This is a genomic window from Motilimonas sp. E26 (assembly GCF_021278025.1).
In the GTDB taxonomy this organism is placed as follows: domain Bacteria; phylum Pseudomonadota; class Gammaproteobacteria; order Enterobacterales; family CBDFNC01; genus Motilimonas.
In genome coordinates, this window is record NZ_JAIBHJ010000002.1 from 196,302 (window position 1) to 215,711 (window position 19,410).

23 protein-coding genes are annotated in these 19,410 nt (G+C 44.4%); 14 read left to right on the top strand and 9 right to left on the bottom strand.

The genetic code is table 11. From position 1 onward, the window contains the following. Window positions 1-103: 103 nt before the first annotated feature. Window positions 104-1,465: a Do family serine endopeptidase gene (locus K1M91_RS02225; RefSeq protein ID WP_232799925.1), complete on the top strand. Its 1,362-nt coding sequence runs from the start codon at window positions 104-106 to the stop codon at window positions 1,463-1,465. Window positions 1,466-1,632: 167 nt separating this feature from the next. Beyond that, window positions 1,633-2,712 (top strand): outer membrane-stress sensor serine endopeptidase DegS, encoded by a 1,080-nt coding sequence (degS, locus tag K1M91_RS02230; protein ID WP_232799926.1) that lies wholly within the window; start codon window positions 1,633-1,635, stop codon window positions 2,710-2,712. A 78-nt stretch (window positions 2,713-2,790) separates the two neighbouring features. Here degS and murA read toward each other — a convergent pair whose 3' ends face one another. From murA to K1M91_RS02265, 7 genes are all read right to left on the bottom strand, one after another. Then, complete coding sequence (gene murA / locus K1M91_RS02235) at window positions 2,791-4,044, bottom strand: UDP-N-acetylglucosamine 1-carboxyvinyltransferase (protein ID WP_232799927.1); 1,254 nt, start codon at window positions 4,042-4,044, stop codon at window positions 2,791-2,793. 12 nt (window positions 4,045-4,056) lie between these two features. After that, window positions 4,057-4,314 (bottom strand): BolA family protein, encoded by a 258-nt coding sequence (locus K1M91_RS02240; protein WP_232799928.1) that lies wholly within the window; start codon window positions 4,312-4,314, stop codon window positions 4,057-4,059. 173 nt (window positions 4,315-4,487) lie between these two features. Next, window positions 4,488-4,748, bottom strand: a complete 261-nt coding sequence (locus K1M91_RS02245) for a hypothetical protein (protein ID WP_232799929.1) — start codon at window positions 4,746-4,748, stop codon at window positions 4,488-4,490. Then, window positions 4,749-5,369: an ABC transporter substrate-binding protein gene (locus tag K1M91_RS02250; RefSeq protein WP_232799930.1), complete on the bottom strand. Its 621-nt coding sequence runs from the start codon at window positions 5,367-5,369 to the stop codon at window positions 4,749-4,751. Window positions 5,370-5,372: 3 nt separating this feature from the next. After that, window positions 5,373-5,849, bottom strand: coding sequence for an outer membrane lipid asymmetry maintenance protein MlaD (gene mlaD, locus K1M91_RS02255; protein WP_232799931.1), 477 nt, complete (start codon window positions 5,847-5,849; stop codon window positions 5,373-5,375). Between the two features lie 15 nt (window positions 5,850-5,864). After that, a complete protein-coding gene (gene mlaE, locus K1M91_RS02260) occupies window positions 5,865-6,638 on the bottom strand; it encodes a lipid asymmetry maintenance ABC transporter permease subunit MlaE (RefSeq protein ID WP_232799932.1) in 774 nt (257 codons plus the stop codon). Continuing rightward, a complete protein-coding gene (locus tag K1M91_RS02265) occupies window positions 6,635-7,429 on the bottom strand; it encodes an ATP-binding cassette domain-containing protein (RefSeq protein ID WP_232799933.1) in 795 nt (264 codons plus the stop codon). Before K1M91_RS02265 ends, mlaE begins: the two co-directional genes overlap by 4 nt. Before the next feature lie 125 nt (window positions 7,430-7,554). On the opposite strand from K1M91_RS02265, the gene K1M91_RS02270 reads away from it, so the two are divergent. Genes K1M91_RS02270 through mgtE form a run of 11 tightly spaced genes read left to right on the top strand, consistent with a single transcriptional unit; the run spans window position 7,555 to window position 15,737 of the window. Then, window positions 7,555-8,532, top strand: a complete 978-nt coding sequence (locus K1M91_RS02270; protein ID WP_232799934.1) for a calcium/sodium antiporter — start codon at window positions 7,555-7,557, stop codon at window positions 8,530-8,532. A gap of 32 nt (window positions 8,533-8,564) precedes the next feature. Beyond that, on the top strand, window positions 8,565-9,113 hold the full coding sequence (gene kdsC, locus K1M91_RS02275) for a 3-deoxy-manno-octulosonate-8-phosphatase KdsC (protein ID WP_232799935.1): 549 nt from the start codon (window positions 8,565-8,567) through the stop codon (window positions 9,111-9,113). Continuing rightward, a complete protein-coding gene (gene lptC, locus K1M91_RS02280) occupies window positions 9,110-9,664 on the top strand; it encodes an LPS export ABC transporter periplasmic protein LptC (RefSeq protein WP_232799936.1) in 555 nt (184 codons plus the stop codon). The genes kdsC and lptC overlap by 4 nt, the downstream gene beginning before the upstream one ends. Then, entirely contained in the window at window positions 9,651-10,196 is a 546-nt protein-coding gene (gene lptA / locus K1M91_RS02285) for a lipopolysaccharide transport periplasmic protein LptA (RefSeq protein WP_232799937.1), read from the top strand. Before lptC ends, lptA begins: the two co-directional genes overlap by 14 nt. Beyond that, window positions 10,196-10,921 carry an LPS export ABC transporter ATP-binding protein gene (gene lptB / locus K1M91_RS02290; protein WP_232799938.1) on the top strand — a complete coding sequence of 242 codons (726 nt, stop codon included), beginning with the start codon at window positions 10,196-10,198 and terminating at the stop codon, window positions 10,919-10,921. Before lptA ends, lptB begins: the two co-directional genes overlap by 1 nt. A 51-nt stretch (window positions 10,922-10,972) precedes the next feature. Further along, a complete protein-coding gene (locus tag K1M91_RS02295; protein ID WP_232799939.1) occupies window positions 10,973-12,424 on the top strand; it encodes an RNA polymerase factor sigma-54 in 1,452 nt (483 codons plus the stop codon). 20 nt (window positions 12,425-12,444) lie between these two features. After that, on the top strand, window positions 12,445-12,732 hold the full coding sequence (hpf, locus tag K1M91_RS02300; protein WP_232799940.1) for a ribosome hibernation promoting factor: 288 nt from the start codon (window positions 12,445-12,447) through the stop codon (window positions 12,730-12,732). A gap of 8 nt (window positions 12,733-12,740) precedes the next feature. Next, on the top strand, window positions 12,741-13,187 hold the full coding sequence (ptsN, locus tag K1M91_RS02305; RefSeq protein ID WP_232799941.1) for a PTS IIA-like nitrogen regulatory protein PtsN: 447 nt from the start codon (window positions 12,741-12,743) through the stop codon (window positions 13,185-13,187). Between the two features lie 10 nt (window positions 13,188-13,197). Continuing rightward, window positions 13,198-14,043: an RNase adapter RapZ gene (gene rapZ / locus K1M91_RS02310; RefSeq protein WP_232799942.1), complete on the top strand. Its 846-nt coding sequence runs from the start codon at window positions 13,198-13,200 to the stop codon at window positions 14,041-14,043. Beyond that, entirely contained in the window at window positions 14,044-14,319 is a 276-nt protein-coding gene (locus K1M91_RS02315) for an HPr family phosphocarrier protein (protein ID WP_232799943.1), read from the top strand. 56 nt (window positions 14,320-14,375) lie between these two features. Continuing rightward, window positions 14,376-15,737: a magnesium transporter gene (mgtE, locus tag K1M91_RS02320; RefSeq protein ID WP_232799944.1), complete on the top strand. Its 1,362-nt coding sequence runs from the start codon at window positions 14,376-14,378 to the stop codon at window positions 15,735-15,737. 128 nt (window positions 15,738-15,865) lie between these two features. Here mgtE and pmbA read toward each other — a convergent pair whose 3' ends face one another. Next, window positions 15,866-17,209, bottom strand: coding sequence for a metalloprotease PmbA (gene pmbA / locus K1M91_RS02325; RefSeq protein ID WP_232799945.1), 1,344 nt, complete (start codon window positions 17,207-17,209; stop codon window positions 15,866-15,868). A gap of 108 nt (window positions 17,210-17,317) precedes the next feature. Here pmbA and yjgA point away from each other — a divergent pair, with 108 nt between their 5' ends. Next, complete coding sequence (yjgA, locus tag K1M91_RS02330) at window positions 17,318-17,827, top strand: ribosome biogenesis factor YjgA (protein WP_232799946.1); 510 nt, start codon at window positions 17,318-17,320, stop codon at window positions 17,825-17,827. Between the two features lie 135 nt (window positions 17,828-17,962). On the opposite strand, the gene tldD is transcribed toward yjgA, so the two are convergent. Further along, window positions 17,963-19,408: a metalloprotease TldD gene (gene tldD / locus K1M91_RS02335; RefSeq protein ID WP_232799947.1), complete on the bottom strand. Its 1,446-nt coding sequence runs from the start codon at window positions 19,406-19,408 to the stop codon at window positions 17,963-17,965. Between the last annotated feature and the right edge of the window lie 2 nt (window positions 19,409-19,410).

The following is a 19,410-nucleotide window of genomic DNA, read 5'->3' on the forward strand; positions in this document are numbered from 1 at the left end:
GCAATGTCAACTTGGGTAAAGTACTGTAAAGAGCTGAACAGATTGTTAATTTTAGACTCTATTAAAGGTATAAATTGAGTAACTTTGACTCTAGGAGAGCAAGATGAAAAAACCGATTTCTATTTTTACTGCTGTTGCCCTTTCAACTGCCTTAGCCTTAGGTAGTTTACCAGCACAAGCCGCTCACCCAGTGGCGATACAAGGGCAAGAATTGCCCAGCCTGGCACCATTACTTGAAGAAGTCAGCCCTGCGGTGGTTAATATTTCTGTTGCTGGTACCAAAGTTTCGCGGCAAAACATCCCTGAGCCTTTCCGTCATTTTTTCGGACCTGACGCCTTAGCTGAAGGAGCTAAACAACCGTTTAGGGGGTTAGGATCTGGCGTTATTATCGATGCCAAAAAAGGATACGTGATCACTAACTATCATGTGATCCACCAAGCTGATGAAATTAAGGTTACGTTAAACAACGGCAAAGAGTACACCGCAAAGAAAATTGGTGAAGATCAGCAAACCGATATTGCATTGTTACAAATTGATGCCAAAAACCTGACCGCCATTAAGCTGGCCAACTCAGATGAACTGCGCGTGGGTGACTTTACCATAGCTATTGGTAACCCTTTTGGCTTAGGTCAAACCGTCACCTCTGGCATCGTTAGCGCACTGGGTCGCAGTGGCTTAAATATCGAAAACTATGAGAACTTCATCCAAACCGACGCTGCAATTAATAGCGGTAACTCCGGCGGTGCACTGCTCAACCTACGCGGTGAGTTAATTGGTATTAATACCGCCATCTTAGGCCCTAATGGCGGTAACATCGGCATCGGTTTTGCCATCCCAGTGAACATGGTGAAAAACCTGTCGGCACAAATTTTAGAGTTTGGTGAGGTTCGCCGAGGCCTATTAGGCATTACAGGTGGCGAGCTGACCCCCGAGCTTGCCGAAGCCTTTGGTTATGACACCCAACACGGTGCTTTTGTTAACCAAGTCATGGCCGATTCAGCTGCCGAGGAGGCAGGGCTACAAGCCGGTGACATCATCATTAAACTTAACCAACAAAAAATACGTTCATTTAATGAGCTTCGCGCAAAAGTAGCCACCTTGGGTGCAGGTAAAGAAATCAACCTTACCGTTGTTCGTGACGGCAAAGAAAAAGATTTCAAAGTCATACTGCAAGAAGCTAAAGAATCCAATATCGCCGCTAATTCATTACATCCGGCCCTTGAAGGTGCCACGTTAAGCAGCACCGCACCCGGCGAGAAAGTACAAGGGGTATTAATCAGTAAGATAGTGCCTAACTCTCCTGCCGCGTTAGCAGGTTTAGAAGAAGGAGATATCATTTTGGGTATTAACCGCTTACGCACTAAAGATATGGCAGACTTACGTAAAATAATTGAAGATAAACCTTCGGTTCTCGCCCTCAATATCAAACGTGGCAACGCCTCTTTGTACCGCGTGATCCGTTAATTCATTGAAGTGAGGAGGTAAGCTCTTAATATAAAACGCGGCAATTTCCTTTCGTTATCGCGAAATCCGCTAAATATAGCTACCTCTGTCAAACGCCCGCAACGCGGGCGTTTTTTTTTGCTACATTTTTGTTATTCTGCTCCTTTATCTTAATGTAAATATTTAACATGCCTTCTGCTCTCAGCTATTTAATAAAATCTATCAGTATTGGTGTTCTCATTGCCGTATTTTTACTGATTTTCTTCCCTCCCCTGCGCAATAATCACGAACTGCCATTTGCGGAACAAATTGAAACTTACAGCAGCCAAGTCGAAAGCTACAGTAGTGCAGTGCGAAGAGCGGCACCTGCTGTCGTTAACATCTATTCTCAGGATTATCAGCGCTCCAATATAAATAGTCAGCCAGAACTTAGACCGACCGGCCTTGGCTCCGGTATTATCATGAGTGACAAAGGCTATATTTTAACCAATATGCACGTGGTCGAAAAAGCAGATCAGGTACTCGTCGCTTTGCAAGATGGCCGCCTACTTACCGCTCAGATGATCGGTAGTGACGCCGTTACTGATTTAGCCGTATTACAAATAAAAGCAGAAAACCTCCCTGTGATCCCACAAAACTCCGCCTATTTACCTAAAGTGGGCGATGTCGTTCTCGCCATCGGTAATCCATACAACATAGGTCAAACGGTAACTCAAGGGATTATAAGCGCCACTGGCCGAACAGGCATAAGCTCCACAGGACGGCAAGACTTTTTACAGACCGATGCCGCCATCAATAGAGGCAACTCGGGCGGAGCCCTAATTAATAGTCGTGGTGAGATGGTAGGTATTAACACATCAGCATTTCATGTCACGCAAAGCTTAGACAGTTATGGTATTAGCTTTGCCGTGCCTTATTTATTAGCCGAAAGGATCATGGCTAACTTAATCCGTGATGGTCGAGTAATACGAGGCTCAATTGGTGTCGTCGGTGGGCCAGTAAACCCTGTTATGGCACGATTATGGGGAATTGAGGCACAAAAAGGCATAATGATCACGAGTGTGATGGATGGTGGTCCGGCAAGTTTAGCAGGGGTAAAACCCTCTGACGTAATGCTAGCTATTAATCAAATACCAGTCACCGGTGTTACAGACGTATTAGACCGCGTAGCAGAAGTGCGTCCAGGCGAAGAAATACAAGTTAAGCTTTTAAGAGAGGGGAAAGAGATTAAGCTAACCATCGAAGTGGCTGATTACGACGAGCTCTAATAACCTGAGTTGAACGTTAACATGAAACATTAAAACGGCCACAATAAAGCGGCCATTTTAATGTTTCAAGAGCAATAATTAAACAATACGCTCCATCGTTGCACCTAGAGGAATGAGTTTATTTTCAATGCACTCATAACCACGATCAATGTGATAAATACGATCAACTATGGTATCCCCCTTGGCTACTAAACCAGCAATCACTAAACTAGCAGAAGCACGTAAATCCGTTGCCATCACTTGAGCGCCAGATAATTGCTTCGTGTAAGCGCAAATTGCCGTATTACCTTCAAGTTCGACGTCTGCGCCCATGCGTTGTAATTCAGGCACATGCATAAAACGGTTTTCAAAAATAGTTTCCGTTACACGTCCAGCACCTTCAGCCACGACGTTAAGCACAGTAAACTGCGCTTGCATGTCAGTAGGAAAACCAGGGTAAGGCACTGTTTTAACATTCACTGACTTCAGTGTCCTGCCACGCATATCACATGAAATCCAGTCATCGCCAGACTCCACTAAGGCACCCGCTTCTTCTAACTTAGCCAATACTGCTTCAAGTAAACGTGGGCTAGTCTTATGACAAGTGATCTTGCCACCTGTTACTGCTGCAGCAACAAGAAAAGTACCGGTTTCAATACGGTCCGGCTGCACTTCATATTGGCCACCCGTTAAGGCTTCAACACCTTCAATAGTAATGGTATCGGTACCCGCACCTGACACTTTACCACCCAGAGCGTTAATAAAGTTGGCAAGGTCAACAACTTCAGGCTCACGCGCAGCGTTATCGATTACCGTGGTTCCATCCGCGAGAGCCGCAGCCATCATAAGGTTCTCAGTACCCGTTACGCTAACCATGTCCATGACAATATGCGCACCTTTCAAGCGACCATCAACGCGTGCTTTGATATAACCATCTTCAACAACAATATTGGCACCCATTAGCTCTAAGCCGTGAATGTGTAGATTCACCGGACGCGCACCAATAGCACAACCTCCCGGCAAAGATACATCGGCCTTGCCGTACTTAGCAACGAGCGGGCCTAGCGCAAGAATTGACGCTCGCATAGTTTTAACCAGATCATATGGCGCTTTTTGATGATGCACGCCACCCGCGTTGATCACCACGTTTTCGTTTTGCTCTGCCGTTGCCCCTAACTCACGTAACAAAGCCAATGTGGTTTTAATATCACGTAGCTTAGGCACGTTTGAAATCACCACTTCATGGTTTGATAATAAGGTGGCAAATAAAATTGGTAACGCAGCGTTTTTAGCGCCAGAGATGGTCACATCACCGTTTAAGGTGCAACCACCTTTGATTAAAAACTTATCCATTCATACCTCGATTCAGGACGGCTGATTAAATATTTTTTCTTTTTGCCATTGCTGCGGCGTAAAAGCTTTAATGCTTAAAGCATGGATCGTGTTGGCAGCAATTTCTTCCATCAAGGGAGCATAGATGGCTTGCTGTTTTTTTACGCGACTCATGTCTGCAAACATGTCAGAAACAGCGATCACTTGAAAGTGACTGCCTTCACCTTTGACATAACATGCCTCTAGTGGCAATGCGGCTAATAACTTCGCCTCTATTTCTTTTGGATCCATAGTAAAATCCTACTTTTATTCAGAAAAAATACGTGAAACTTTGGCTCGCTGACGGGAGATATCAGTCTGACAGGCCATAAAAGTCAGCTGTTTTATCACCAATTGCGTCTAAGTTAAACCGCTAAGGCGTGATTATTCTGGTTTTTGTTAACAATCACGCTTTTATCGATAGCTTACGCTGGCTCAAATAAGGGGGTTAATCCATATAAATCAGCAAGCTTACGTAAGCTTGAAGGTAAATTGATAAATTCACAGCCTAGGGGAGCATAAAACGTGACTAACCAAGCTAAGCCCGCTGAGTCAAAGTCACAGACACCTGATAAATCAATCTTTTCAAAATCGGCTGTGACACTAGGGGCAAGCCCAGCCACTTGTTCAGTGACTAAGGCGCCTGTAATAGAAAGGGTTTGCTGGTTTAATGTAAAATCTAACATTTACTTGTTTTCATTATTTTTAGCAATAAGTTGTGCGGTCACACTGTCGATGCCATCTTTACGAATTAAGCTGCCTAACTCAGACTGCTTGGTTGATAACAAGCTTACACCTTCCGCAACGACATCAAACACCCGCCATGATTGAGTCTTCTTATCTAAACGCAGCTTAAATGACACATTGATGTCTGGAGAGCCCGCTTGCACAAAGCGCACTGGCACGGTGACAATTTTTTTACCAGCAAAGCTTTCTCGCTTATCAAACTGTAACACTTGCTGATCATATTTAAACAACACGGTTGAGTAAGTTTTCACCATGTGTTCTTTAAATGCCGCGACAAAATTTTCTCTTTGTGCTGGCGTGGTATTTTTTAGCTCCGGCCCAACGACCTTATATGCCGAGTACTTTGAATCAACATAAAATAGTAACTCTTCACGAACAATATCCTCAGCATGGGCGGGATCTTTTTCCATTAAAGCTTTTTCATTTTTAACCCGATCAAATGCTTTACCCGCTACCTCTTCAATGAGTTGATAAGGGTCTTGGTATTCTTTCAGAGTGGCAGCAACCGCCATATTGCTAGAAAGCAGTAAACATAATGGCAACAAAAAGCGCAATAGCATGTTTTATTCCTTACTGTTGTCTTGAATTGAAAATAAAAATTGTCCGATTAAATCTTCGAGCACCAGTGCAGATTTGGTGTCATCAATAAAATCACCTTCACCGAGTAACTCTATGTCATCATCCATAAAACCAGGACGCAAGCCAATAAATTGCTCTCCCAACAACCCTGCCGTCAAAATCGCAAGGGAGCTCGTCTCTGGATAAAATCCATATTGCTGGTCCATTCTTAATGTCACAACAGGCGTATAACTTTTGGCATCAAGGGAGATAGCCTCAACACGCCCAACCACAACCCCGCCTAACTTAACTGGTGAGCGAACCTTTAAGCCACCAATATTGTCAAACTTCGCCTTCAAGGTATAAGAGCCTTGGTCTTGAGTAAAGGAAAAACCAGCCACTTGTACCACGAGTAAAACCAAAGCAAAGCAGCCCGCTAAGACAAAACTGCCAACCGCTAAATGTAATTTTTTTTCTGTCATTTTTGTTCCCTAACCTTAACCATACATCAAGATGGTTAATATAAAATCCAGCGCCAACACCAATAAAGATGCATTAACCACGGTTCGCGTTGTCGCCTCACTGATGCCTGCTGACGAAGGCTTAGCATAGTAGCCGTTGTATAAAGCCACCCATACAATTACAAAAGCAAATACGGTACTTTTAATAAAGCCGTAAAAAATATCTTGATGAACATCAACACTGGCTTGCATTACCGACCAAAAGCCACCGCTATCGATGCCTTTCCAATCAACGCCGACAAAACTACCGCCCCAAATGGCAATCAAAGAAAACATAAAAGCCAGTACGGGCATTGATAACACTCCGGCCCAAAAACGTGGCGCAATAATGCGTTTAAACGGGTCCACCGCCATCATTTCCATACTCGATATTTGCTCAGTGGCCTTCATTAGGCCAACCTCGGCGGTTAATGCCGAGCCCGCTCGGCCAGCAAACAATAATGCCGTCACTACAGGGCCGAGCTCGCGCAGTAAAGATAATGCGACCATAGTACCGAGGCTTTGTTCTGCCCCATAACTCACCAGCACATTATAGCCTTGCAGGCCTAACACCATACCGATAAACAACCCTGCCACCAGAATAATAGGTAACGAAAGTACGCCCAAGTTGTGAACTTGCCGACCGACTAAACGTAAAAATTTCCAATTTGGTTTGCTAAATAATGCACTCATCAGCATTAAACCGGCGACCCCAAGCTGGGTAACAAAGTTGACACTTCGCTCCCCTATTCGTTGAATTTGATTAATCACTGCGTGGCTAAATCCTTTAAAAAATCGCTAGCGGGATAATGGAAGGGCACCGGCCCATTAGGCAATCCATTAATAAATTGAACCAGCCTCGGGTCTTGATTAGACTTAATTTCATCAGCTGTTCCTTGGGCAATAATAGTTTTATCGGCTAGCACATAAACATAATCGGCAATCTCCAGTACTTCTGTCACGTCGTGACTGACCACAATAGAAGTTAGCCCTAAGCTTTGGTTTAAATCACGGATCAGTTTTAACAACACGCCCATAGAAATCGGGTCTTGCCCTGCAAACGGCTCATCATACATCATTAGCTCAGGATCAAGCGCTGTTGCCCTTGCTAACGCAACTCGCCGCCCCATACCACCAGAGAGTTCCGTGGCCATTAACTGCTCTGCACCACGTAAACCAACTGATTCCAACTTCATTCTAACTAACGTTTGTAACACAGGCTCTGTCAGCTGTGTGTGTTCACGAAGCGGAAATGCCACATTCTCAAACACCGTTAACTCAGGGAACAAGGCGCCACTTTGAAATAATAACCCCATTTTACGCCGCATTTGATATAGCTGAGCGCGCTTAGCACGACAGACACTTTCACCGGAAAATAAAATATCCCCCGAAGATGGCGTTAATTGCCCACCGATTAATTTTAGCAACGTGGTTTTACCTATACCACTGGGACCTAAAATGGCCGTAATTTTACCTTGTGCGATATCCAAATTGAGGTTATCGAACAATATCCGCTGCTCTCGAGCAAAACTCATATCACGGATCTGAACTAGCTGTCCCATTATATATTTCACCTTAAAATACAGCTCACTATTTTATGCTTAATAATAAACATACTCAAACGCTTCACATTTGAGACCAGAAACGGGAAAATACCTTTTTCGGATCACACTTTTAGAAAGGAACTATGGAAGCGAATATCCTTTGGCTTAATGTCTTAATACTCGTTGTTAGCCTAGCAGCATTAGTATGGAGCGCCGACAAATTTGTCTTTGGTGCCGCCGCCATCGCACGAAACTTAGGCATATCTCCTCTTATCATAGGCTTAACCATAGTCGCAATGGGATCATCTGCGCCAGAAATGATGGTGGCTGCGAGTGCTAGTTTAAATGGCGCTCCTAACACAGCCATTGGCAATGCCATTGGCTCCAACATTACCAATATTACCTTAGTATTAGGCTTAACCGCACTATTGCGGCCAATGCTAGTCGCATCTTCCACCATGCGTCGTGAGTTGCCTATGGTCATGGTGACTAGCCTATTGGCGGCGTGGTTATTATGGGATCTAGAGTTAACGCGCGGTGAAGGAACGGTGTTAATTATTGGCTTTTTTGCGACGATTGGCGGCTTAACTTGGATGGCGTTAAAAAATCCAAACACCAATGATCCACTTGTTGAAGAGCTAGAAGATGAGATTCCCTCTGATATACCGTTTTGGAAAGCGGCATTTTGGTTGGTGTTTGGCTTAGGCTTATTAATATACAGCTCTAATGAACTCGTGGGTTCAGCGGTCGTTATCGCGAAACATTTTGGCATATCAGATTTGGTCATCGGCTTAACTATTATTGCCATTGGTACCAGCTTGCCAGAGCTAGCCGCTTGTATTGCCAGCGTATTGAAGAAAGAAGGCGATCTTGCATTAGGAAACATTGTCGGTTCAAATATTTTTAATATCTTAGCTGTGTTAGCTATCCCAGGTATTTTAGCACCAGGAACCATAGACGCTAGCGCAGCGGGGCGTGATATGTATTACATGTTAGGCGTCACCGTTTTATTATTAATAGTGGCAGGTAACGGTAAAATAAAAGAAATTACCCGCGTTGAAGGCGGATTATTATTAGCCTGCTTTATCGCGTACCAAGTTTTATTGTTTTACACTATGTAATTTTATTCAAACTTATGTAATTAGGGCTTTTTATGCTAAACACCCCATATGGCACCATTACCGCACAGCAACATCAGCAGCTGGTTCATACTAAGCTGCTTATTTGCGATATTGATGGGGTGTTCTCTGATGGCCGAATTTACATGGGCAACAACGGCGAGGAGCTCAAAGCATTTCACACCCGAGATGGCTTCGGTATCAAGGCCGTGCTTCATGCTGGTATAGAAGTAGCGGTGATCACCGGACGAAAGTCCACCATTGTTAACAACCGAATGAACGCTCTGGGCGTTTCTCATATTTTTCAAGGCCAAGATAATAAGCTTATTGCTTTCCAGCAATTACTCACGCAGTTAAACCTTAATCCGGATGAAGTCGCTTATATCGGTGATGACGTGATTGATTTACCCGTGATGAACCAGGTTGGCTTAGCAGTAGCCGTAGCGGATGCACACCCAATAGTGCAGCAACAAGCTGACTATGTTACAACAATAAAAGGCGGCTTTGGTGCTGTGCGCGAGCTTTGCGATCTACTATTGCACGCTCGTGGAGAGTTGGCTCATGCACAAGGTACCAGTGTATGAAAAAGCTCAACATCTGGTTATCCGTACTATTTATGGTTTCTCTTGGCGCTTGGCAGTTTTTTAAACACACTGAAGCGCCTATTGCTGAGCGCGATCCTTCTGAAGCTTACTTTATCGCTAATGAAGTCAAAGGAGCTGTCTTTACCCAAGCAGGAAAAATTGACTACCGGCTTTTTGCCACCCAAATGCATTATTACCAACAAGACTTAAAGACTGTATTTGCGAAACCTGTTTTATTACTTTTTCGCAATGAAGATCAAACTCAGTGGCAAATTACCGGAGACGACGGCATTCTGTTCGACCAGCACACCTTTGAACTAAATAACAACGTTACCATCACTAATTTGACCCATGACCAACACATAAATCTGATCACCACCGACAAGCTCACCCTAGATTTAATAAAGAATGAAATCCATTCAGATGACTTAGTCACCCTATATGGAGAGCAAATGCAACAAACAGGCACGGGATTATTTGGTCAACTATCAGGTAAAACCATCAGTTTATTAAACCAAGTAACGGCGACTTATTTAAATGAAAAACCTTAAATTATTACTAGCATCACTGGTATTACTAAGTGCTCCTACTTACGCGCTTAAGTCTGACTCAGAGCAAGAAATTGTTATCCGAGCCAATTCCAATACAGCCGACCTAGACAGTAACACCACCACTTTTTTAGGTAACGTCGTGGTGACACAAGGAACAATTAAGCTCACCGCCAATAAATTGGTTGGCATCCGCCATAAGCCCGGCGAAGAAGAAATGATTGCGACTGGCAATCCAGCGACTTTTTATCAAATGATGGATGATGGTAAACCAGTAGAAGCAAAGGCAAAAAAAATTCGTTACCTCAAAAAAAATAACCAGATAATCTTGAGCCAAAATGCCTCTTTGAAGCAGTTAGACAGTAACTACACCGCTGAAACTATCACCTACAACATTGAGACACGCCAGATTGAAGGTAAAAAAGGCGAGACTCAAACCCGAACCGTATTTTTACCCGCTCAAGTCGATAGCAAGAAAAACTCAAAGTCATCAGATAAATCAATAGATAAATCAACAGATAAAGCGGCGCAATAATGGCATTACTCCAAGCAAAAGACTTAGCGAAAAGTTATAAGAATCGTCGTGTAGTGAATGGCGTTAGTTTACAAGTGAACACGGGGCAAATTGTTGGTTTACTCGGCCCCAATGGTGCAGGTAAAACGACAACATTTTACATGGTAGTCGGTTTAGTAAAGCGCGATGAAGGCCAGATATTTATTGATGATGAAGAAATTTCTAGCCAACCAATGCACGTGCGCGCGCAGAAGGGAATTGGCTACTTGCCACAAGAAGCTTCTATTTTTCGTCGCCTTACGGTCGCGCAAAATATCATGGCAATCCTAGAAGTTCGAGATGAGCTATCCACGGAACAAAAACAAGATAGACTGAACGAGTTACTTGAAGAATTTCATATTACCCATATAAAAAATAGTAAAGGGATGTCCCTTTCTGGCGGCGAAAGACGCCGCGTTGAAATCGCCAGAGCACTCGCAGCAGATCCTCAATTCATCTTACTTGATGAGCCATTTGCTGGGGTTGATCCTATCTCTGTAATAGATATAAAAAAAATCATAGAACACTTACGAGACAGAGGCTTAGGCGTATTAATCACTGACCATAATGTGAGGGAAACACTAGATGTATGTGAATATTCCTATATAGTGAGTCATGGAGAAATGATTGCCGCTGGCAAGCCAGAAGACATTTTACAAAACGAACAAGTAAAACGAGTCTACCTAGGCGATCAATTCAAGCTATAGTTTTTATAGGTAACAACCGTTATCTAAAGATTTATATCTAACAGGAATTTAATGAAGCCAACCCTACAGTTGCGTTTAGGTCAGCAGTTAACCATGACCCCTCAGCTACAACAAGCTATTCGCTTGTTGCAGCTTTCTACATTAGATTTACAGCAAGAAATTCAAGAAGCCCTTGAGTCAAATCCGCTGTTAGAAGTAGAAGAAAACGACCACGGTAACGAAGAGCAAAGCTACGATAACGACACATCTAGCCAACTCGAAACGTCGGAGGCCATGGCGCAGAATGACATTCCTGATGATCTTCCCACAGACTCAACATGGGATGACACCTTTACCACGGGCACAGGTTCAAGCACTTCAGGTGTCGGCTCAGGTGGCGATGATGCCGATTTTATTTATCAAGGTGAAACCTCAGCTAACCTACATGATCACCTCATCTGGCAAATGGAGTTAACCCCCTTTAGTGAAACTGATCGCGCTATCGCCTTTGCCATTATCGATGCCATTGACGAATCTGGTTATTTGACTGTCTCTAGCGAAGATATATTAGATAGTGTCTCCTCTGACTTTCTTGATGTTGAGCTCGACGAAGTTGAAGCCGTACTTAAACGATTGCAGCATTTTGATCCTCTCGGCGTTGGTGCTCGTTCCGCGCAAGAATGCATGTTAATCCAGCTGAATCAAATCGAAAAAGGCACTCTCTGGTTAGAAGAAGCCATAATGGTGATCAACGAGCATATGGATTTACTCGCTAACCGTGACTTTCGTACTCTAAGCCGTAAAACTAAGCTAAAAGAAGACGATCTACGCGAAGTCATGCGCCTGATCCATACCTTAGAGCCAAGACCAGGCAATGCGATTGTTGAAATGGACGCTCAATATATAGTTCCAGATGTCTCTGTACAGAAAAAATCCGGTCGCTGGATCGTCGAACTAAACCCAGATTGCATGCCCAAAATTCGCGTTAATGATCAATACGCTTCTTTTGCCAAACAAACTAAAAACACCGATGACAGTCAGTTTATTCGTTCACATTTACAAGAAGCCAAATGGTTTATTAAAAGCTTAGAAAGCCGTAATGACACCTTATTAAAAGTGGCCAACTGTATCGTACAGCATCAAGTTGCTTTTTTTGAATACGGCGATGAAGCAATGAAACCCATGGTATTAAACGATGTCGCGGAAGCCGTGGAAATGCACGAGTCCACTATTTCGCGTGTCACCACGCAAAAGTTCATGCACACGCCGCGTGGCATCTTTGAGTTGAAGTATTTCTTCTCTAGCCATGTTGCAACAGAAAGTGGTGGCGAATGTTCATCCACCGCCATTAGGGCCTTAATTAAAAAATTAGTGGCAGCAGAAACCCCTGCTAAGCCCCTAAGTGACAGTAAAATTACTCAACTGCTTGCTGACCAAGGCATAAAGGTTGCGCGAAGAACCATCGCTAAATATCGCGAGTCTTTGAACATCCCGCCTTCCAACCAACGTAAGAGCCTACTTTAGGCTGCAACAGGAGAATGTTTATGCAAATTAATCTATCTGGCCACCATATCGACATCACCGATTCAATGCGCAGTTACGTTGAAACTAAGTTCTCTAAATTAGAGCGTCATTTTGATAGCATTAACTCAGCACAAGTGATATTAAACGTCGAAAAGTTGAATCAAATAGCTGAAGCCAAGTTACACCTGTCAGGCGGAGAAGTATTTGCTAACTCCCAAGACACAGATATGTATGCCGCGATTGATTCGTTAGTTGACAAACTTGATCGCCAAGTGATCAAACACAAGGAAAAGCTGAAACAGTCTTAAATTTAAATATGGATATAAAAGAATTATTAGCCCCAGACTGCACCTTGAGTGCAGTCTCTTGTTCAAGCAAGAAAAAAGCACTGGAAATCATCAGTGAGTTAGCAGGACAAAAACTCAATATTGACCCTAAAGTAGTGTTTGAAAACCTACTAACACGTGAGCGCCTTGGCACCACAGGTGTTGGAGCAGGTATTGCGATCCCCCACGCTCGTATCAGTGATGATTACCCTGTTACCGGCGTTTTCATCCAATGTGAGACCGCGATAGACTTTAGTGCCATCGACAATCAACCCGTTGATTTATTGTTCGCCGTTCTCGTCCCAGAAAGCCAGTGTAGCCAACATTTAAAAACCTTGTCACTTATCGCTGGTAAACTTTCTGATAAACAAATTTGTCGCCAACTTCGCGCGGCTAAAACAGATGCGGAGTTATTCGAACTCATTTGCGTGTCATAACGGGAGCAATATGAAACTCACCATCGTCAGTGGCCGCTCCGGATCAGGCAAAACCGTTGCCTTAAGAGTATTGGAAGACCTAGGCTATTACTGCGTCGATAACCTGCCATTACCCTTACTACCCGATTTAATTACTAGTCTTAAAGATAATTACGATGCCGTGGCGGTTAGCATCGATGTGCGCAACCTGCCCCTTGACCAAAATGAATTACACCACGTCATTAAGGATCTCAAAGCATCGGTTGATCTCACCACCTTATTTCTTGATGCCAGTAGCAGTATTTTGGTACGTCGCTACAGTGAAACCAGGCGTTTACATCCACTAGCAAAAATGCAGCTATCGCTATCTCAAGCGATAGATCAAGAAACCACCTTGCTCGAGCCTATCTCTGAGTCGGCCGATTTACGTATTGATACCAGTGATATGTCAATCCATGAGCTGAGTGAGTTGGTAAAACAACGAGTACTCGGCCAAAAAAGTCATGAATTGGTATTAGTCATTGAATCATTTGGTTTTAAAAATGGCTTACCAAAAGATGCAGACTATGTGTTTGATGCGCGCTTTCTACCTAATCCTCATTGGATCCCCGAGCTTAAACCACAAACCGGACTCGATGCCGAAGTTCAACACTACTTAACAGAGCAGCCATTAGTGATGAAGTTTATCTGGCAAATAGAGAATTTGATTGGCACTTGGCTGCCTCATCTTGAACGCAATAACCGCAGCTATGTCACTATCGCTATCGGTTGCACGGGCGGCCAACACAGATCGGTATTTATCGCCGAGAAAATCGCCGAATTTTTTCGCCACGAACAACAAGTGCAAGTTCGTCATCGCACCTTGGAAAAACGCTAAATGTTACAGCTAGAGCAACATATCACCATAAAGAACAAATTGGGCTTACATGCACGAGCGGCTGTAAAACTGGCAGAGTTAGCGCTAAAATTTGACGCGACAGTTACCTTAGTCCACGGCGATAAATCCGCCTCTGCAGCCAGTGTGATGGGCTTACTCATGCTAGAAACCTGTCAAGGCCAACAAATCGTCATTCAAGCCGAAGGGGCCGATGCCAAATGCGCATTAGAAGCAGTAAGACAACTGATAGAAGATAAATTTGAAGAAGAAGAATAATAAATAAAATTAATTAGTTATCGCCTATTGATAACGGCAAACAAGGGGAAAAGCGGATGCTAGATAATCTAGTCAACTTGAGCACACATGAGCGCCTAGTCGAAGTTAACAAAGCGTTAAGCAGTGGTATGTTTGTTCATGTTCGCCGCATGTTACAGCAACTCCCCCCTGAAGATATTGCCTTACTACTTGAATCCTGCCCCCACGCTGAGCGTAAAAATATTTGGCAACTCACCGACTCAGAGCAGCAAGGTGAGATCCTAGAAGAGCTAAACGAAGATGCTCGAGACAGTATCCTCGCCCTAATGGATACGGAAAACCTGGTTGCCGCAACCGAAGGCATGGACACCGACGATCTTGCCTACGTTCTTAGTGGTCTAAATGACTCGGCCTATCAAGACGTACTATCGCAAATGGATGCGCAAGACCGACATCGTCTAGAACAAGCCTTAGGCTATCCTGAAGATACAGCAGGTAGCGTGATGAACACCGACACCATCACACTCAGACCTGATGTCACTATCGATGTGGTGTTACGCTATTTACGTTTGAAAGGTGAGCTACCAGAGGCCACCGATGCCCTCTATGTGGTCAATAAACACGATAAGCTCATTGGTGAAGTTGCATTAGCCACCTTGCTCACGGTGGATCCCGCATCCACCGTAATGGACGTGATGGATAACAGTCGTAAAAGCATCCCCGTTGCCATGGCAGAAATCGAAGTGGCCAAAATATTTGAACGCCGAGATTTAATCAGTGCGCCCGTGGTCGATCAAGATGATCGCCTACTTGGACGTATCACTATCGATGACGTGGTCGATATTATCCGTGAAGACGCCGACCACAAAATGATGGGGATGGCGGGGATGGATGATGATGAGGATACCTTTGCGCCTATTTTAAAAAGTACCAAGCGCCGCACCATTTGGTTAACCGTTAATTTAGGCGCGGCATTACTGGCCTCGTCTGTGTCTAATATGTTTGAAGCCACCTTATCTGAAATCGCCACCCTAGCCGTGTTAATGACCATCGTCCCCAGCATGGGCGGTATCGCCGGCAATCAAACCTTGGCACTGGTTATTCGCGGCATGGCGGTTGGCCACATCGGTGACTCGAACGCCCGCACTTTGATTATGAAAGAAGCCGCCATCGGTTTATTAAATGGCTTAATTTGGGCGCTACTTGTGGCTGTGGCGGTAGTTATTTGGAAAGGCGATGTGAATATTGGTTACGTGATCGCAGGAGCCATGTTCATCAACTTATCGGTAGCAGGCTTGGCCGGCGTTTGTATTCCACTGATCATGAACAAACTTAAAATAGACCCTGCCCTTGCGGGCGGTATGGCGCTCACTACGGTAACCGATGTCGTCGGACTGTTTTCATTTTTAGGCATGGCGACGATCTTTTTACGAGCCTAGAATTCAACCTCTCCTGTAAATAAAAAGGCCGTCACGAGTAACGCCACGGCCTTTTAATCTCAACCCAGTATAAATCTGAGGATGTTGTTCAGTTTTATTTACGCTTCATTCAAGGCGAGCGATAACAATTAACTGCCCGCGATCTTCATATTATCAATCAACACCGAGCCTGTTTGTAGGCTGCTGCGCGTATCGATATCACTGCCAACGGCCTGAATCCCCATAAACATGTCTTTCAAGTTACCTGCAATAGTGATTTCATGAACCGGGAAAGCCAGTTCACCGTTTTCAACCCAAAAGCCCGCTGCGCCACGAGAGTAATCACCCGATACAGCGTTAACCCCTTGCCCCATTAGCTCAGTCACATACAAACCCGTGCCTAACTGGCGCAACATGTCTTTAAAGTCACCTTGGTTACTTTGTACAAACCAGTTATGAATACCACCGGCATGGCCAGTCGTCGTCATGCCAAGTTTACGAGCGGAATAACTGGTTAGCAGGTAAGTATTTAAATCGCCATCAGAGATAATCTCACGATCTTGAGTTTTTACCCCTTCAGCATCAAACGGTGAGCTAGCAAGGCCTGATTTAATATGAGGACGCTCGCTGATATTAAACCAACTTGGAAATACCTGCGTGCCTAAGCTATCTAATAAAAACGACGATTGGCGATAAAGGCTACCACCACTAATGGCATTAACTAAATGGCCAAACAAGCTTACAGCACTATCGGCAGAAAATAGCACCGGACAGTTACAGGTGTCGATTTTCCGTGCTCCTAAGCGCGCCACTGTACGTTCAACGGCTTCTTGTGCGACCCGTTCTGGACGCCACATATCAGCAATATTACGGGTCATGGTGTAACTATAATCTCGTTGCATTTCATCGCCTTGTTGCGCGATTAACATACAACTTAAACTATGACGGCTAGACAAATAGCTTTGTACGTAGTCATGACTATTACCATAGACTTTAATGCCTAAATGGCTGCTAAAACTGGCGCCATCAGAATTAACAATGCGGCTATCTGCCGCCAGCGCGAATTCTTCACACTGCTTAGCAAGGGCTAAGCCTGATTCGGGATCGAGTGAAGCAGGATGAAACAAGTCTAAATCTTGCGGTTGACGTTCAAGTAAATCGGCATCAGCCAACCCTGAAAAGGGGTCTTGGCTGGTATGTTTAGCAATGTCAATTGCCGCCTCAACGGCACGCGCTATTGATTCCTTGCTGATATCTGAAGTGGATGAATTACCTTTACGACCATCGACATAAACACTAATGCCCAGTGCGCCATCATGGTTAAATTCAATGTTTTCCACTTCTGCCATTCGGGTATTGACCGATATTCCCGTTTGACGACTAACTGCGACCTCTGCTTGGTCTGCCCCGAGTTTTTTTGCCATCAAGACCGCGTCAGCAACTGCTTGTTCTAACTGGTCTTGTTCTTGTGCAATCAGACTTGTTGGCTCCATGTTATTTCTTCTACTCCGATACATTTCTGCCAAGCATATCATGACATGAGGAGCTTGCGACAATTTGCTGGTAAGATAGTCATATCAAACCTACAAGAATGAACCAATATGCATCCAGAAGACGAAAACGACATCATCAGTAAAACGCAACTTAAGCAAGAAAGTGAAGCACTGCAAAAGCTCGGGGCCCGCTTGGTTAGCTTGAGCCCGAGTCAACTCAAAAACATTCCATTGTCTGATAATCTATCTGACGCTATCAAGCTGGCACATAAAATCAGTAATAAACACGAAGCATTGCGCCGCCAATTACAATACATTGGTAAGTTAATGCGCTCAGAAGATCCGGAGCCTATCGAAGCAGCGCTAGACGTATTAACCAATAAACACCAAGCTGCAACTCACGCTTTTCATCAACTTGAATTGCTGCGCGATGAATTAATCAGTGAAGGTGATGAGGCTATCTCGCGTTTAATGGAGCAGCAACCTAGCTTTGAGCGTCAAAAGTTACGCCAGCTAGTGCGCCAAGCCAACAAAGAAGCGGCGGGTAATAAACCACCAAAATCCTCACGTGAATTATTTAAATACTTGCGTGAAATTATGGTCGATAAGCAGGGCTAAATCGTTTAATGGCAACATAGACACTGGTTAAATGGTTTAAAGAAAGCGCTACACAACAAAAAGCAGTAATGCTTTTTGTTGTGTTACTTTAATTTTCTCAGTTAGTAACTACCTAATTAAAAATAGCTTTCTCTGCTAGTTAGTGCCACCAATGGTTAATTCATCTAATTTCAATGACGGCTGCCCAACCCCCACAGGCACACTTTGGCCATCTTTGCCGCACACGCCAACACCGGGATCTAACGCTAAGTTATTCCCTACCATCGACACTTTCGACATCGCTTCTGGGCCATTACCAATCAAGGTTGCCCCTTTGATCGGTGTAGTCACTTTACCATTCTCGATTAAGTAAGCTTCAGATGCGGTGAATACAAACTTACCTGAGGTGATATCTACCTGACCACCACCAAAATTAGGCGCGTAAATACCTTTTTTCACACTGGCAATCAATTCATCGTGCTCATACTTGCCTGGCAGCATATAAGTATTAGTCATGCGTGGCATTGGTAGGTGCGCATAAGACTCACGGCGACCATTGCCGGTTGGCGCAACCCCCATTAAGCGCGCATTGAGCTTGTCTTGCATATAACCTTTTAAAATACCGTTTTCGATTAATACTGTGTATTGCCCCTCGGTACCTTCATCGTCAACACTTAACGAGCCTCGACGATTAGCAAGGGTAGCATCATCAACGATAGTACAATGTTCAGAAGCAACCTTTTCACCAATGCGACCAGAGAAAGCCGATGCACCTTTACGGTTAAAGTCACCTTCTAATCCATGGCCAACGGCCTCATGAAGTAACACGCCGGGCCAACCTGAGCCCAATACCACAGGCATCGCGCCGGCGGGAGCATCAACCGCTTCTAAATTGACCAAGGCTTGACGTACCGCTTCTTTAGCATAACCAAACGCGCGCGCTTGGCCTTCAACTTGCTCGGTAAAGTACACCATGCTGTAGCGACCGCCGCCGCCAGCACTGCCGCGCTCACGGCGGCCATTTTTTTCGGCTAATACTGAGCAATTAAAACGGATTAAAGGTCGTACATCCGAGGCAAAAGTACCATCGCTAGCCGCCACTAACATTTCTTCATACACCGCAGCCATACTCACAATCACTTGCGTGACGGCAGGATCTAAACTACGTGCATAAGCATCTACCGATTTCAGCAAGTTGATTTTGGCTTCTTTTTCAAGACAAGCAAGGGGATCTAATTCTGGATAAATAATCTTGCCGTGAGTGGGGGTTAAAATTTTAACTTTACCCGATTGGCCCGCGCCGGCAATGCCTCGTGCGGCATTAGCTGCTTGTTGCAAAGCGGCAAAACTCAGTTGATCTGAATAAGCGAAACCGGTTTTTTCACCACTAACAGCACGCACGCCCACGCCCTTTTCAATGTTAAAACTACCTTCTTTGACAATACCGTCTTCAAGCACCCAACTTTCATGGCGACTTGATTGAAAGAACAAATCAGCGTAATCCAAATCGTGCTGATACATACTCGCCAATACTGCTTCTAATTTGTCGCTATTTAATTCGGTTGGCCCTAACAAATGCTGGCAAACGGTTTCAAAGCTCATTC